Genomic DNA, 15,549 nt, shown 5'->3' with positions numbered 1-15,549 from the left:
ATAAAAAAACCGCCTCCAGGGGCGGTTTTTTTATTGTCGGCTCAACGCGTAACGGTGTTATCCGCCGCGCGCTTTCGCCAGCATCGCTTTAATGTTCGCGACATTCGCCTGGCCTTTTTGCATCCGCTCCTGCGGCGTTACTACTTTGCGCTCGGTCTCCCAGTGTAAGTCGTCCTGTGGGAGTTCGAGCAGAAAGCGGCTCGGCTCGGGACGTACCAGCTCGCCATACTGACGGCGCTCTTTGCACAGCGTAAAGGTCAGCTCTTTCTGGGCGCGCGTGATGCCCACGTAGGCGAGACGTCGCTCTTCGTCGATATTGTCTTCATCAATGCTGCTCTGATGCGGCAGCAACCCCTCTTCCATACCGACCAGAAACACATACGGGAATTCCAGCCCTTTCGAGGCGTGCAGCGTCATGAGCTGTACCTGGTCGAGCTCTTCATCGCTTTCGCCGCGCTCCATCATGTCGCGCAGCGTAAAGCGCGTGACCACCTGCGTCAGCGTCATCGGCTCGTCGAGATCGGTGCCTTCGAGCATCTCCGTCATCCAGCTAAAGAGCTGATTAACGTTCTTCATGCGCATCTCCGCCGCTTTCGGGCTGGGCGAAGTTTCAAACAGCCAGGCTTCGTAATCGATACCGCGAATGAGATCGCGTACCGCCGCCACCGGTTCACGCTCAGACAGCACGGCCACTTCCTGCAGCCAGCTTGTGAAGCGCGTCAGCGACTCGTAACCACGCCCGGTCAGCGTCTGGGCAAGGCCCATATCAAAACTGGCGGTGAATAAACTTTTATTACGCTGATTCGCCCACTCGCCGAGTTTTTGCAGCGTCGCCGGGCCGATTTCGCGTTTCGGCGTGTTCACGATGCGCAAAAAGGCGCTGTCGTCGTCCGGGTTGGTCAGCACGCGCAGATAGGCCAGCAAATCTTTGATTTCCGGGCGCGAGAAGAACGACGTACCGCCGGAAATACGATACGGGATGCGGTTTTGCATCAGCATCTTTTCAAATACGCGCGACTGATGGTTGCCGCGATACAGGATGGCGTAATCCTTGTACTGGGTCTTATTAATAAAGTGATGCGCGATAAGCTCGCCGGTAACGCGCTCCGCCTCATGATCTTCATGATTGGCAGTCAGCACTTTCAGCTCCGTGCCGTAGCCCAGCTCGGAAAAGAGTTTTTTCTCGAAGACGTGCGGGTTATTGGCGATAAGAATGTTGGCGGCTTTCAGAATGCGCCCGGAAGATCGGTAATTCTGTTCAAGCTTAATCACCTGGAGTGCCGGGAAATCCTGGCTTAACAGCACCAGGTTTTGCGGGCGAGCGCCGCGCCAGGAGTAAATCGACTGGTCATCGTCACCCACTACTGTAAAGCGCGCGCGGTTGCCCACCAGCAGTTTTACCAGCTCATACTGGCTGGTGTTGGTATCCTGATATTCATCCACCAGCAGGTAACGAATGCGATTCTGCCAGCGTTCACGCACTTCTTCATTACGCTGCAACAGCAATGTCGGCAGCAGGATCAGATCGTCAAAATCGAGCACATTGCAGGCTTTCAGATGGGCGTCGTAAAGGCTGTAGCAATGCGCGAAAATGCGCTCGCGTTCGCCGATTGCGCGCGCGGCGGCCTGCGGGGGGCTTAGCAGATCGTTTTTCCAGTTCGAGATCGTGGAGATCAGTTGCTGTAACAGCACTTTATCGTTTTCGACCAGCCCTTCGGTCAGCTCTTTGATAAGCGCCATCTGATCGGTATCGTCAAACAGCGAAAAATTGGATTTCATGCCCAGCGCCGCGTACTCACGCTTGATGATTTCCAGGCCCAGCGTGTGGAATGTTGAAATCATTAGGCCACGCGCCTCTTTGCGTCCCAGCGTCTGGGCCACACGCTCTTTCATTTCACGCGCGGCTTTGTTGGTAAAAGTAACCGCCGCGATATGACGCGCCTGATAGCCACAGCCGCGGATGAGGTGCGCGATTTTGTTGGTGATAACGCGGGTTTTACCGGAGCCAGCGCCCGCCAGCACCAGGCAGGGGCCAGTGACGAATTCGACGGCTTGTTGTTGGGCGGGGTTCAGACGCATAAATTACTCAGTGAAAGTCAGAGGAGAAAGCGGCTCCCCACAGCAGGTACGACAGTACGAAGGGAGAAAAACGCGTGGTAGTATAGCCAGCGTTATCAACCCCACTCAAGGCACGATCATGGCAAAAACAGCAGCAGCACTGCATATCCTTGTTAAAGAAGAAAAACTGGCACTGGATCTGCTGGAGCAAATTAAAAACGGCGGCGATTTTGAAAAGCTGGCCAAGAAACACTCCATTTGCCCGTCGGGCAAAAAAGGCGGCCATTTAGGCGAATTCCGCCAGGGCCAGATGGTGCCGGCTTTCGATAAAGTGGTGTTCTCCTGCCCGGTGCTGGAGCCGACCGGCCCGCTGCATACGCAGTTTGGCTACCACATTATCAAGGTGCTGTACCGTAACTGATAAAAAGGCCTTCTCAAAGAGAAGGCCTTTTTTCTGGCGTTGATGGCAGGGAACGTCTCTTTGCGTCACGGCGGGTGCGCGACGCTTACCCGCCCTACAAAACTACGTTAACGCCGCTACATCAAAACGCTGGCGGCGGGTGCGCAGGGCTTATTCGCCCTACGAAACTACGTTAACGCCACTACTTCAAAACGCTGGCGGCGGGTGCGCGGCGCTTACCCGCCCTACAAAACTACGTTAACGCCACCACTTCAAAACGCTGGCGGCGGGTGCGCGGCGTACCCGCCCTACGAAACTACGTTTAACCGTATGTAGGGTGGGTAAGTGAAACGCACCCACCTTTTAACAATGCCGATTAACCCGCAACCGCGATACGCTTCATGTCGGTCATATAACCGCGCAGCTTCTGCCCCACTTTTTCAATCTCGTGGCTGCGAATCGCATCGTTAACGTCGCGCAGCTGCGCGTTATCCACCGCGGTGCCTTCTACGGCTTTACCCAGATCGCCCGGCTGCAGTTTGGTCATAAACTCTTTCAGCAGCGGAACGGCAGCGTTAGCAAACAGGTAGTTGCCATATTCCGCGGTGTCAGAGATAACCACGTTCATTTCATACAGACGTTTACGGGCGATGGTGTTGGCAATCAGCGGCAGCTCATGCAGAGACTCATAATAAGCTGACTCTTCAATAATGCCCGCGGCGACCATGGTTTCAAACGCCAGCTCAACGCCCGCTTTCACCATCGCGATCATCAACACGCCTTTATCGAAATACTCCTGCTCGCTGATTTTGCCTTCATACTGCGGCGCATTTTCAAACGCGGTTTTGCCGGTCTCTTCACGCCAGGTCAGCAGTTTCTTATCATCATTTGCCCAGTCCGCCATCATGCCGGAAGAGAATTCACCGGAGATGATGTCGTCCATATGTTTCTGGAACAGCGGTGCCATAATGGTTTTCAGCTGTTCGGAGAGCGCGTAAGCGCGCAGTTTCGCCGGGTTAGAGAGGCGATCCATCATCAGCGTGATCCCGCCCTGTTTCAGCGCTTCGGTGATGGTTTCCCAGCCGAACTGAATCAGTTTTTCCGCATACGCCGGGTCTGTGCCCTCTTCCACCAGCTTGTCGAAGCACAGCAGAGAACCGGCCTGCAACATACCGCACAGAATGGTCTGCTCGCCCATCAGGTCAGATTTCACTTCCGCTACGAACGAAGACTCCAGCACGCCTGCGCGGTGACCGCCGGTTGCCGCCGCCCACGCTTTCGCAATCGCCATGCCCTCGCCTTTCGGATCGTTTTCCGGGTGTACCGCGATAAGCGTCGGCACGCCGAAACCACGTTTGAACTCTTCACGCACTTCGGTGCCCGGACACTTCGGCGCCACCATCACGACAGTAATGTCTTTACGGATCTGCTCACCTACTTCAACGATGTTAAAGCCGTGGGAGTAACCCAGCGCGGCACCGTCTTTCATCAGCGGCTGCACGGCGCGTACAACATCAGAGTGCTGTTTGTCCGGCGTCAGGTTAACGACCAGATCCGCCTGCGGGATCAGCTCTTCATAAGTGCCAACCTGAAAACCATTTTCCGTCGCCTTGCGCCAGGAGGCGCGCTTCTCGGCAATGGCTTCTTTACGCAGGGCATAGGACACATCCAGACCGGAATCACGCATGTTCAGCCCCTGGTTGAGACCCTGCGCACCGCAACCCACGATGACTACTTTTTTACCTTTGAGGTAGCCTGCGCCGTCGGCGAACTCATCGCGCGCCATAAAACGGCATTTGCCCAGTTGCGCCAGCTGCTGACGCAAATTCAAAGTATTGAAGTAGTTAGCCATGGTGATACCTCGTGATGTTGTCGTGTCTTATTGTTTGTTTATCGCGTCGTCAAAAGCGACGGTACAGATTTCAGGTTACAGGAAGGCGACGTTTTCGCGAGCCTTGTGCCGCAGGGTTGCGAGCCCGGTCAGAGAAAGCTCTCATCCTTGTGACCTGAAACAGCGTAAAACCACTATATGACAGGAAATTCGTTGCGGAAATTGATATATTAACAACGTCACATTGCGTTTTATGCAACGTATTTTAGGGAGCCGCTTCTGTGGATTTACGCGATCTGAAAATGTTCCTGCATCTGGCAGAGAGCCGCCATTTTGGCCGTAGTGCGCGGGCTATGCATGTCAGCCCCTCGACCTTGTCGCGCCAGATCCAGCGGCTTGAAGAAGATCTGGGCCAGCCGCTGTTTATCCGCGATAACCGCGCCGTCACGCTGACCGAAGCAGGCGACGCGCTGCGCCAGTTCGCGCAGCAGACGCTGCTGCAATACCAGCAGTTGCGCCACGCTATCGATCAGCAGGGGCCGACGCTCTCAGGCGAACTGCACCTGTTTTGCTCGGTCACGGCGGCGTACAGCCATCTGCCGCCGATTCTCGATCGCTTTCGCGCAGAGCATCCTTCGGTAGAAATTAAGCTGACAACGGGCGACGCTGCCGACGCCGTGGAAAAGGTCAATTCTGGCGAGGCTGATATCGCTATCGCCGGTAAACCGGAAGCGCTGCCCGCGGCCGTCGCGTTTTCAATGCTGGAGAATCTCAGCGTGGTGCTAATAGCGCCAGCCCTGCCGTGTCCGGTACGCGCACAGGTTTCCGCACCAGAGCCGGACTGGACGAAAGTGCCGTTTATCATGCCAGATCAGGGCCCGGTGCGGCGGCGCATAGAGCTGTGGTTTCGCCGCCATAAAATCAGCAATCCGTTTATTTACGCGACCGTTGCCGGGCACGAAGCGATGGTATCGATGGTCGCGCTGGGCTGCGGCGTGGCATTGATACCTGAAGTCGTGCTGGAAAATAGCCCCGAACCGGTACGCAATCGCGTGCTGATACTTGAGCGCAGCGATGAAAAAACGCCGTTCGAGCTTGGCGTTTGCGCACAAAAAAAGCGGCTGCATGAGCCGCTTGTTGAAGCCTTCTGGAAACTTCTGCCGGGCTATCGTTAACCTGCCAGAAAAAAACGAAACGCCGGGTTGCCGGTTTCATCGTGGCATTCATAGCCGAGTTCGTTGAGCCGGGTTTCGAAATCCGGCTCATGCTCGCCAAGCTCAAAGGCAGCCAGCACACGGCCATAGTCGGTACCATGGCTGCGGTAGTGGAACAGCGAAATGTTCCAGTGTGTGCCGAGCGTGTGCAGAAAACGCAGCAGCGCGCCTGGCGACTCCGGGAATTCAAAGCTATACAGCCGCTCGCGTAGCGGCCGCGAGGGGCGTCCGCCGACCATGTAGCGGACATGCAGCTTCGCCATTTCGTCATCCGAGAGATCCACCACGCCATAACCGTCGCTGATGAGTTGCTCAATGATCTCATGCCGCTCTTCCATACCGCGGCTGATCCGCACGCCGACAAAAATGCAGGCGTCTTTGGCGTCGGCAAAACGATAGTTAAACTCCGTGACCGCACGTCCGCCCAGTAACTGGCAGAATTTCAGGAAGCTGCCTTTCTCTTCCGGAATAGTCACCGCCAGCAGCGCCTCTCGCTGTTCGCCAAGCTCACAACGTTCAGAGACATAGCGCAGCCCGTGGAAGTTCACGTTGGCACCGGATAGCACATGCGCCAGACGCTCGCCGCGAATATCATGCTGCGCGACGTACTTTTTCATACCCGCCAGCGCCAGCGCGCCGGAAGGCTCCGCCACCGCACGAACATCTTCAAACAGATCTTTCATCGCCGCGCAGATAGCGTCGCTATCGACGGTGATGATGTCGTCGAGATACTCCTGACACACACGGAACGTCTCGTCGCCGATGCGTTTCACCGCCACGCCTTCCGCGAAAAGCCCGACGCGCGGCAAATCGACCGGATGTCCGGCCTCCAGTGCCGCTTTCAGGCAGGCGGAATCAGCCGCTTCGACGGCGATCACTTTGATCTGCGGCATGAGTTGTTTGATCAACACCGCGACGCCAGCAGCGAGACCCCCACCGCCGACCGGCACAAAGACGCGATCGATATGCGCATCCTGCTGGAGCAACTCCAGCGCCAGCGTGCCCTGCCCGGCGATCACGGCCGGGTGATCGAACGGCGGCACATAAGTAAAGCCCTGCTGCTGCGAAAGGGAAATCGCATGGGCTTTCGCCTCGTCGAAATTCGCCCCATGCAGTAATACTTCGCCGCCAAAGCCGCGTACCGCATCCACTTTGATATCCGCCGTGGTGACCGGCATGACGATGAGCGATTTAATACCCAGACGCGATGCCGAAAGCGCTACGCCCTGCGCATGGTTGCCCGCAGAAGCGGTAATCACGCCACGCGCTTTCTGCTCACCGGTGAGATTCGCCATCATGGCGTAAGCGCCGCGCAGCTTAAAGCTGTGCACCGGTTGACGATCTTCGCGCTTCACCAGCACCACGTTATTTAACCGTGCCGACAGCTTCTCCATCTTTTGCAGCGGCGTGACCTGCGCCACTTCATAGACCGGAGAGCGCAGCACAGCGCGCAGATATTCCGCCCCGCAGGGGGCGGCAGAAAGGGGTTGCGACTCGGCCATCATCAGCCTCCCAGCTTCGATTTATCGCGTACCGCGCCTTTATCGGCACTCGTGGCAAGGCTTGCATAAGCGCGCAGCGCGAAGGAAACCTGACGCTCACGGTTACGCGGCGTCCAGGCATCTGCGCCCCGGGCTTCCTGCGCTTCACGACGCGCGGCAAGCTCTTGATCGCTCACTTCAAGCTGAATGCCACGATTCGGGATATCAATCGCAATCATATCGCCGTCTTCAATCAGCGCGATGTTGCCGCCGCTCGCGGCCTCTGGCGAGACGTGACCGATAGAAAGCCCGGACGTACCGCCAGAGAAGCGGCCATCCGTGATAAGCGCACAGGCTTTACCGAGGCCCATCGATTTCAGAAAACTGGTCGGGTAGAGCATCTCCTGCATACCCGGCCCGCCTTTCGGCCCTTCGTAGCGGATCACCACGACATCGCCCGCGACGACTTTACCGCCGAGGATGGCTTCTACTGCATCGTCCTGGCTTTCATAGACTTTCGCCGGGCCGCGGAATACCAGGCTGCCTTCATCAACACCCGCCGTTTTTACGATGCAGCCATTTTCCGCGAAGTTGCCATACAGAACGGCAAGGCCGCCGTCCTGGCTGTAAGCGTGTTCCAGCGAGCGGATGCAACCGTCCTGACGGTCATCGTCCAGCGAATCCCAGCGGCAGGATTGCGAAAACGCCTGCGTGGTGCGAATGCCTGCCGGGCCTGCACGGTACATCTCTTTTACCGCGCTATCCTGTGTGAGCATGACGTCGTACTGCTCAAGCGTCTGCGAAAGCGTCAGGCCCAGCACGTTATTCACGTCACGGTTCAGAAGACCTGCGCGGTCCAGTTCGCCGAGAATGCCGATAACCCCGCCCGCACGGTGAACATCTTCCATATGGTATTTCTGCGTGCTGGGCGCGACTTTGCACAGCTGAGGCACTTTACGGGAGAGACGGTCGATGTCGCTCATCGTGAAGTCGATTTCCGCCTCTTGTGCCGCCGCCAGCAGATGCAGAACGGTATTGGTGGAACCGCCCATCGCGATATCAAGCGTCATGGCGTTTTCAAACGCCGCTTTGCTCGCGATATTACGCGGCAACACGCTGGCGTCGTCCTGCTCGTAATAGCGTTTGGTGAGCGAAACGATACGTTTACCCGCGTTGATGAAGAGCTCTTTGCGATCAGCATGGGTCGCCAGCAGCGAGCCGTTGCCCGGCTGCGACAGACCCAGCGCTTCGGTCAGGCAGTTCATGGAGTTAGCGGTGAACATACCGGAGCAGGAACCGCAGGTTGGGCAGGCGGAACGTTCTACCTGATCGCTCTGCTCATCGCTGACGTTCGGGTTCGCGCCCTGGATCATCGCATCGACCAGATCGAGTTTGATTATCTGATCGGAAAGTTTGGTTTTACCGGCTTCCATCGGACCGCCGGAGACAAAAATCACCGGAATATTCAGACGCAGAGAGGCCATCAGCATCCCTGGGGTAATTTTGTCGCAGTTGGAGATACACACCATGGCGTCCGCACAGTGGGCGTTCACCATATATTCAACGGAGTCGGCAATCAGCTCGCGAGACGGCAGTGAATAGAGCATGCCGCCATGTCCCATGGCGATACCGTCATCCACCGCGATGGTATTGAACTCCTTCGCCACACCGCCAGCCGCCTCGATTTGCTCCGCAACCAGTTTGCCCAGATCGCGCAGATGCACATGGCCCGGCACAAACTGAGTAAAGGAGTTCACAACTGCGATAATTGGCTTGCCGAAATCGGCATCGGTCATTCCCGTGGCGCGCCATAAGGCGCGGGCGCCCGCCATATTGCGGCCGTGCGTGGTGGTGGCAGAACGGTACTTAGGCATGCTTTTCACTCCAGTCTCTACAAAAGCCGGGCGGCTCAGGCCGCCCGTGCAGGTGTTATTGTGTTTACGGGTTAACCTGGTCCAGCCAGCCCCATTTATCTTCTGTCTCGCCGGTGAACAGGCCAAAGAATGCCTGCTGAACGCGTTTGGTGACCGGACCACAGCGGCCTTCGCCTACCTGAATGCCGTCTACGCTGCGCACCGGTGTAATTTCCGCCGCCGTGCCGGACATAAACACTTCATCCGCCAGGTATAGGGATTCACGCGAAAGCACCTGCTCACGTACTTCGATGCCCATATCTTTGGCAAGCTTGATGATGGCATCACGGGTAATGCCTGGCAGCGCGGAAGACGTAAACGGCGGGGTGTAAATGACGCCATCTTTCACTTCAAACAGGTTTTCGCCTGCGCCTTCTGAGATATAGCCGTGAACGTCCAGCGCGATACCTTCCTGATAACCGTGACGACGCGCTTCGCTGCCAACCAACAGAGAGGAAAGGTAGTTACCGCCCGCTTTGGCGGCAGTTGGAATGGTATTAGGTGCCGCGCGGTTCCAGGAAGAGACCATCGCGTCGATGCCCTGATCCAGCGCTTCCGCACCCAGATACGCGCCCCACGGGAACGCAGCGATGATGACGTCTGTCTTGTAGCCCTCAGGAGGGTTAACACCCATACCGACATCGCCAACGAACACCAGCGGGCGGATGTACGCGCTGGTGAGTTTGTTTTCGCGAATGACCTGACGGCAGGCTTCCATTAACTCATCAACAGACTGGCTAACCGGGAAGCGGTAAATCTTGGCGGAATCACGCAGGCGCTGCATATGTTCACGATGGCGGAATACCACCGGCCCTTTGTGCGAGTCGTAGCAGCGGATCCCTTCAAAGACTGATGTACCGTAGTGCAACGCATGAGACATGACGTGAACTTTCGCCTCGCCCCAGGGAACCATCTCGCCGTTGAACCAAATGTAATCAGCTTTTTTCGTCGTCATTTTTCTTCTTCCTTTTGCGCTCAGGCGCGGATTTGTTGTGATGTGGGTTGCTGGATCTCGACGCATGCGACATCGACCAGTTTGCTTAGCTGACTAAACAGTAATTCGACTGGGCGAGGGCTGGCAACGGTCAGCTCAATATTTATATTTTCCGCATTAGCGCCAGTCGCCATATTCATGGCGCAAATTTGAAAACCACGGTGACGCACCACGCGCAACACACGTTCCAGGGTTTCCGGGCGAAAGCGAGCCTGTACGGCGAGTTGATGTTGCATCATGATATTTTCTCCAGCATTTGTGAGTTGCTGGCGCCAGGAGGCACCAGAGGCCAGACGTTTTCAGCTTCATCGATTGAAACGTGCAGCAAGTAAGGACCTTCGCTGTTGAACATGGTCTCCAGCGCGGCTGCCACCTGGTCTTTACGGGTGATGCGCTGACCGGCAATACCAAAGGCGCTGGCCAGCGTCAGAAAATCAGGGTTATCAGACAGATTTGTTTCACTGTACCGCTCCGAGAAGAAAAGCTGCTGCCACTGGCGCACCATTCCCAGACGCTGGTTATCCAGCAGAACGATTTTGAGCGGCAGCTGCTTGCGTTTCACGGTGCCCAGCTCCTGAATATTCATCATGAAGGAGCCGTCACCGGTTACACAGATAACGGTATCGTCAGGGCGAGCCACCTGCGCGCCGACAGCGGCTGGCAGGCCAAACCCCATTGTGCCGAGACCGCTGGAAGTGATGAAATTTTCCGGGCGGCTGAAGCGCATGTGCTGCGCCGCCCACATTTGATGCTGGCCTACATCGGTGGTCACCACGCTGTTTACCGGCTTGCGGTCCGAGAGCTGCTTTAACAACAGCGGGGCGAAAATGCCCTCACCCGGATGATCGTAACGCCAGTCATGATCGTGTCGCAGCGCGGCGACGCGATCGCGCCACGCATCGATAGCCATCGGGCATTGCAGCGCGGGTAATAACGCGTTGAGATCACCCTGCAACCCTACATGCGCCTGACGCAGCTTATTCAGTTCCGCCGGATCGATATCCATATGGATAACTTTGGCGTGGGGAGCAAAAGTATTGAGCTTGCCGGTGACGCGATCGTCAAAGCGTGCGCCAACCGCTATCAGCAAATCGCACTCCTGCACCGCCAGGTTCGCGGCTTTAGTACCGTGCATACCCAGCATGCCGACATACCACGGATAGCTCGCTTCTACAGCGCCAAGCCCTTTCAGCGTGACCGCGCAAGGGATTTGCGTTTGCGCCATAAATTCGCGCAGCGCAGGCACCGCCTGCGCCATGCCGACGCCACCGCCGACATAGAGCATGGGCTTTTCAGCCTGGCTCAGCAATGCACGAGCCTGCTCAAGCTCCGCCTGCGGTACGGCAAACGTGTCTTCAACACTGGAAAGCCACGGCTCAAGCTCACCGCTTGCCAGCTGAATATCTTTAGGAATATCGATCAGTACAGGGCCTGGCCGCCCCGAATTCGCCAGATGAAAAGCCTGGGACATGATTTCTGGCAGCTCGTCCAGAGACGTTACGAGGAAGCTGTGTTTGGTGCAGGCAAGCGACAGACCGAGTACGTCAACTTCCTGAAAGGCATCGGTACCGATAAGCGGCGCCGCGACCTGGCCGGTGATAGCCACAACGGGAACCGAATCCAGCAGCGCATCCGCAAGGCCTGTTATCAGGTTGGTCGCGCCCGGCCCGGAGGTAGCGATGCACACGCCGGTTTTACCGGTAGCCCGCGCATAACCGATGGCCGCCATTGCTGCGCCCTGCTCATGCCGACACAGTAGGTGTTCCACGCCGCCGTCGTATAACGCATCATAAACCGGCATTATCGCCCCGCCCGGATAGCCAAATACGGTATCCACTCCCTGAGCTCGCAAAGCATGTACCACCCACTGTGCACCATTCATAGTTAGTTCCCCGCCTTACAATGCGGACAACAGAATTTTATGCTACTACTCATTCTCTGTTCCTCGCTTAAGTTTTAGGTCATAAAAAAACCCCCGGACCTTTCGGTGCGGGGGTTTTCGATGATTCAGGCTTGATTTCTAAGCCTTTCTTCTTCCGAGTGCAGCCCCGCACGGTGGGTTAATAATCACCACCACGCTAATCACGACCAGGCTAATCACTAGTAGAAGGGTTGTCATTTCTGTATGCACTTACGTCATTTTCGAAGGAATACCTAAAGAGTTATCACAGAGAACAAAGCTGTGACAAGAAATATTTATGACGTGACACTGCAATACATTCAGCAAATCTATTAAAACCCAGCGTAATCAACCGGTAACGCGCATTGAAAATTTTTCAGGATTTTTCGCCATCGCAATGATAAGCACAATGCCTTTTCGAAGGGTGATTACGCTTTTGCGAGAAGTCTCGTGTAAATTGAGAATTTGCAATTTTTTACTCTAAAAGGTTGCTATCTGCACCGAAAAAACACGAAATTCAACTCGATATGGCACCTCATTCTGACGATGATTTTGCTCTCAGGAGGAGTTATGTCGTTATCAGTTATTCATACCCGTGCTGCGCTTGGGGTTAAGGCGCCGCTCGTGACAGTTGAAGTACATATCAGCGCCGGGCTGCCCGGCCTGACTATTGTCGGCTTACCGGAAACCACCGTTAAAGAAGCCAGAGATCGCGTACGCAGCGCGCTTATCAATAGCGGTTATGAATTTCCGGCTAAAAAGATAACCATCAATCTGGCACCGGCGGATCTACCTAAAGAAGGTGGGCGATATGATCTACCTATCGCCATCGCGCTTCTGGCCGCCTCTGAGCAATTGAGCGCATCCCATCTTGGTGAATATGAATTTGTAGGTGAGCTGGCGCTTACAGGCGCGCTGAGAGGCGTTCCCGGCGCAATTTCAGCCGCCATCGAGGCTCTGGGTTGTAAAAGGAAAATTATCGTCGCGCATGATAATGGCCCTGAAGTAGGACTCATCAATAAAGAGGGTTGCCTTGTGGCTTATCATCTACAGGAGGTCTGCGCCTTCCTGGAAGGAAAAACACAGCTGGAATGCGCTGAGCCATCCGGCTTTGAATTCAGAGAGCCGGCGGGAGATCTGAGCGAGGTTATCGGTCAACCACAGGGAAAGCGCGCGCTTGAGTTAACCGCAGCGGGTGGGCATAACCTGCTTTTTATTGGGCCCCCTGGTACAGGTAAAACCATGCTTGCCAGCAGACTCAATGGGTTACTGCCGCCTCTGAGCGACCAGGAGGCGCTGGAGAGCGCTGCGATACTCAGCCTGGTCAACCCCGTCTCTTTACACCATCAATGGCGTCAGCGTCCATTCAGGGCCCCTCACCATAGCGCATCGCTTAACGCCATGGTGGGCGGAGGAGCAATTCCTGCGCCAGGAGAGATCTCACTTGCCCATAACGGCGTGCTTTTTCTGGATGAATTACCTGAGTTTGAACGTCGCGTACTGGATGCTTTACGCGAGCCGATTGAATCAGGGCAAATCCATCTTTCACGAACCAGGGCGAAATTAACCTATCCCGCGCGTTTTCAGCTTATTGCTGCCATGAATCCTAGTCCGACAGGGCACTACAGAGGCAATCACAATCGCTGCTCACCGGAACAAACGCTGCGCTATCTTGGACGGCTTTCCGGGCCATTTCTAGACAGGTTTGATCTCTCCCTTGAAATCCCGCTTCCCCCGCCGGGTATGCTTAGCCAGGCAGGACAGACCGGTGAAAGCAGCGCGCAAGTAAGGGAACGAGTCATTGTTAGCAGAGAGCGTCAGTTTGCACGTCAGGGAAAACTCAACGCCATGTTGGATAACCGGGAAATACGTCAGTTTTGTGTGCTTAGTCCGGAGGACGCGCAGTGGCTGGAGGCAGCATTAATCAAACTGGGGTTGTCGGTTCGCGCCTGGCAGCGTTTACTTAAAGTGGCACGCACAATTGCAGATTGTGAACAGAAACAAAGGATTAGTCGTGAGCATCTTCAGGAGGCACTGAGCTATCGTGCAATAGACAGGATGCTGGCCCATTTACAGAACATGATGGCGTAGCGCTCATGAAAACTTTCAGCACACCCCACGCAGACAGCAAGCGATACATAAAACAATGGGGCTTACGCCCCATGAGTAATTAGTCATCCGTTTCCACGAAATCATCCATCCCTTCCATTTGCGGCTTGCCGCCGGACAGGGTATGAAAACGCTTGGGACGTTTGATGCGGGTCATGTATTTAGACCACACGCGTTCTGCTTCAGTAGCAGGTTCGCGAATACCGCGACAGACTTCAACAAACTGTTTTTCTTCAGCAGTCACAGGCTCACGCTTGCCGAGATCCAGTTCATTAAAGGCATAGCCGTGACGCTCAAGCAGCTGTGCTTCTTTAATGGTGAAATCGCCATGGCGAGAGAACCCGCGCGGATAATATTTGTTGTCGAAAAATCGATTAGTCGTCGTAAAGCTTTCCGCCATCCTACACGCTCCTAATTCTCTTGGCCGAGCTATTTATGGCGCGGAGTATTAGTTACGCTTGACAGAGTGTAAAACAAAACATTTAAATCATTACGACAAATTTTTTTGTGGAGAAGGATGTGGATACCGACTTGCTGAAAACCTTTCTTGAAGTCAGCCGAACGCGCCATTTTGGCAGAGCGGCCGAAGCGCTGTACCTGACGCAGTCAGCGGTGAGCTTTCGCATCCGTCAGCTGGAAAACCAACTGGGTGTTAATCTTTTTACTCGTCATCGCAATAACATACGCCTGACGGCTGCGGGCGAAAGGCTTTTACCGTATGCCGAAAACCTGATGAATATCTGGCAGACTGCACGCAAAGATGTTGCGCAGACATCACGGCATAATCTCTTCTCTATTGGTGCCAGCGCATCGCTCTGGGAATGTATGCTCTCAGGGTGGCTGACAAGGCTTTATCAGGAAAAGAGTGGAATGCAGTTTGAAGCACGTATCGCCCAGCGTCAGTCTCTGGTGAAACAGTTGCATGAGCGTCAGTTAGATCTGCTTATTACTACTGAAGCACCCAAAATGGATGAATTCTCCAGCCAGCTACTGGGACATTTTGCATTAGGCCTTTACTGCGCGCTGCCAGACCAGAGTAAAAGTAGTCTTCATTATTTACGACTTGAATGGGGGCCTGACTTTCAGCAGCACGAAGCAGGGTTAGTTACGCCAGAAGATATTCCCGTACTGACAACCAGCTCCGCTGATATCGCCAGAAAAATGCTGCCGGAGCTACACGGCTGTACCTGGTTACCGGTGAATTGGGTCAAAGAGAAAAGTGATTTACATCCGGTGGTGGATAGCGCAACGCTATCTCGTCCACTTTATGCTATCTGGCTGCAGAACAGTGATAAAAACAGCAGCATAAAAGATCTCTTAAAGATCCCAGTTATCGCTTAGCGTTCTGTGATTAATTGCAAAGGAAAGATCGGGCAAAAGGGGGATATTGTGCGGAAAAAAGATAAAAAAAATCCTTAGCCGAAGCTAAGGATAATTTCTGGCAGGGGCGGAGGGACTCGAACCCCCAACACCCGGTTTTGGAGACCGGTGCTCTACCAATTGAACTACGCCCCTAAATAGGGTGGCGGAACGGACGGGACTCGAACCCGCGACCCCCTGCGTGACAGGCAGGTATTCTAACCGACTGAACTACCGCTCCACCGAATTTCTTCACACCACCGGATTATCGTTCCGGCTTACTGCTTAAT

The 15,549-nt window shown here is 55.1% G+C and carries 13 protein-coding genes and 2 tRNA genes; 4 read left to right on the top strand and 11 right to left on the bottom strand.

The features are described from left to right. Positions 1–57 precede the first annotated feature (57 nt). On the bottom strand, positions 58–2,079 hold the full coding sequence (gene rep / locus G9X48_RS00485; protein WP_007872551.1) for a DNA helicase Rep: 2,022 nt from the start codon (positions 2,077–2,079) through the stop codon (positions 58–60). Between the two features lie 118 nt (positions 2,080–2,197). Here rep and ppiC point away from each other — a divergent pair, with 118 nt between their 5' ends. Further along, complete coding sequence (gene ppiC, locus G9X48_RS00480; RefSeq protein ID WP_001140255.1) at positions 2,198–2,479, top strand: peptidylprolyl isomerase PpiC; 282 nt, start codon at positions 2,198–2,200, stop codon at positions 2,477–2,479. Positions 2,480–2,834: 355 nt separating this feature from the next. Here ppiC and ilvC read toward each other — a convergent pair whose 3' ends face one another. Beyond that, positions 2,835–4,310 carry a ketol-acid reductoisomerase gene (gene ilvC / locus G9X48_RS00475; protein ID WP_105629624.1) on the bottom strand — a complete coding sequence of 492 codons (1,476 nt, stop codon included), beginning with the start codon at positions 4,308–4,310 and terminating at the stop codon, positions 2,835–2,837. Positions 4,311–4,570: 260 nt separating this feature from the next. On the opposite strand from ilvC, the gene ilvY reads away from it, so the two are divergent. Further along, a complete protein-coding gene (gene ilvY, locus G9X48_RS00470; RefSeq protein WP_004387273.1) occupies positions 4,571–5,464 on the top strand; it encodes an HTH-type transcriptional activator IlvY in 894 nt (297 codons plus the stop codon). Here ilvY and ilvA read toward each other — a convergent pair. From ilvA to ilvL, 6 genes are all read right to left on the bottom strand, one after another. Then, positions 5,461–7,005: a threonine ammonia-lyase, biosynthetic gene (ilvA, locus tag G9X48_RS00465; RefSeq protein WP_097641363.1), complete on the bottom strand. Its 1,545-nt coding sequence runs from the start codon at positions 7,003–7,005 to the stop codon at positions 5,461–5,463. The genes ilvY and ilvA overlap by 4 nt on opposite strands. A gap of 2 nt (positions 7,006–7,007) precedes the next feature. Beyond that, the gene (ilvD, locus tag G9X48_RS00460; protein WP_007892212.1) at positions 7,008–8,858 is read right to left on the bottom strand and encodes a dihydroxy-acid dehydratase; all 1,851 of its coding nucleotides are present in this window, start codon (positions 8,856–8,858) and stop codon (positions 7,008–7,010) included. A 64-nt stretch (positions 8,859–8,922) separates the two neighbouring features. Further along, positions 8,923–9,852 (bottom strand): branched-chain amino acid transaminase, encoded by a 930-nt coding sequence (locus G9X48_RS00455; RefSeq protein WP_004387276.1) that lies wholly within the window; start codon positions 9,850–9,852, stop codon positions 8,923–8,925. 20 nt (positions 9,853–9,872) lie between these two features. Then, positions 9,873–10,130, bottom strand: coding sequence for an acetolactate synthase 2 small subunit (gene ilvM / locus G9X48_RS00450; RefSeq protein WP_004387277.1), 258 nt, complete (start codon positions 10,128–10,130; stop codon positions 9,873–9,875). Continuing rightward, positions 10,127–11,773, bottom strand: a complete 1,647-nt coding sequence (gene ilvG, locus G9X48_RS00445) for an acetolactate synthase 2 catalytic subunit (protein WP_004387278.1) — start codon at positions 11,771–11,773, stop codon at positions 10,127–10,129. The genes ilvM and ilvG overlap by 4 nt, the downstream gene beginning before the upstream one ends. A 138-nt stretch (positions 11,774–11,911) precedes the next feature. Beyond that, complete coding sequence (ilvL, locus tag G9X48_RS00440) at positions 11,912–12,010, bottom strand: ilv operon leader peptide (protein WP_071601137.1); 99 nt, start codon at positions 12,008–12,010, stop codon at positions 11,912–11,914. 351 nt (positions 12,011–12,361) lie between these two features. On the opposite strand from ilvL, the gene G9X48_RS00435 reads away from it, so the two are divergent. Then, positions 12,362–13,882 carry a YifB family Mg chelatase-like AAA ATPase gene (locus tag G9X48_RS00435; protein WP_097647808.1) on the top strand — a complete coding sequence of 507 codons (1,521 nt, stop codon included), beginning with the start codon at positions 12,362–12,364 and terminating at the stop codon, positions 13,880–13,882. 79 nt (positions 13,883–13,961) lie between these two features. Here the strand turns inward: G9X48_RS00435 and G9X48_RS00430 are convergent, their stop codons facing one another. Next, positions 13,962–14,300 (bottom strand): DUF413 domain-containing protein, encoded by a 339-nt coding sequence (locus G9X48_RS00430; RefSeq protein ID WP_004387280.1) that lies wholly within the window; start codon positions 14,298–14,300, stop codon positions 13,962–13,964. A 107-nt stretch (positions 14,301–14,407) separates the two neighbouring features. On the opposite strand from G9X48_RS00430, the gene hdfR reads away from it, so the two are divergent. Next, complete coding sequence (gene hdfR, locus G9X48_RS00425; RefSeq protein WP_087600399.1) at positions 14,408–15,241, top strand: HTH-type transcriptional regulator HdfR; 834 nt, start codon at positions 14,408–14,410, stop codon at positions 15,239–15,241. A gap of 98 nt (positions 15,242–15,339) precedes the next feature. Here the strand turns inward: hdfR and G9X48_RS00420 are convergent. Both G9X48_RS00420 and G9X48_RS00415 read right to left on the bottom strand, forming a co-directional pair. Further along, positions 15,340–15,415: transfer RNA gene (locus G9X48_RS00420), tRNA-Trp, on the bottom strand. Between the two features lie 8 nt (positions 15,416–15,423). Further along, positions 15,424–15,500, bottom strand: a tRNA-Asp gene (locus G9X48_RS00415). Positions 15,501–15,549: the final 49 nt, after the last annotated feature.

It is taken from the genome of Cronobacter sp. HA18006, assembly GCF_011605445.1.
Taxonomy (GTDB): Bacteria; Pseudomonadota; Gammaproteobacteria; order Enterobacterales; family Enterobacteriaceae; genus Cronobacter; species Cronobacter sakazakii.
Note: the sequence above shows the minus strand (reverse complement) of the source record. Positions and strands in the feature narration are given on the sequence as shown.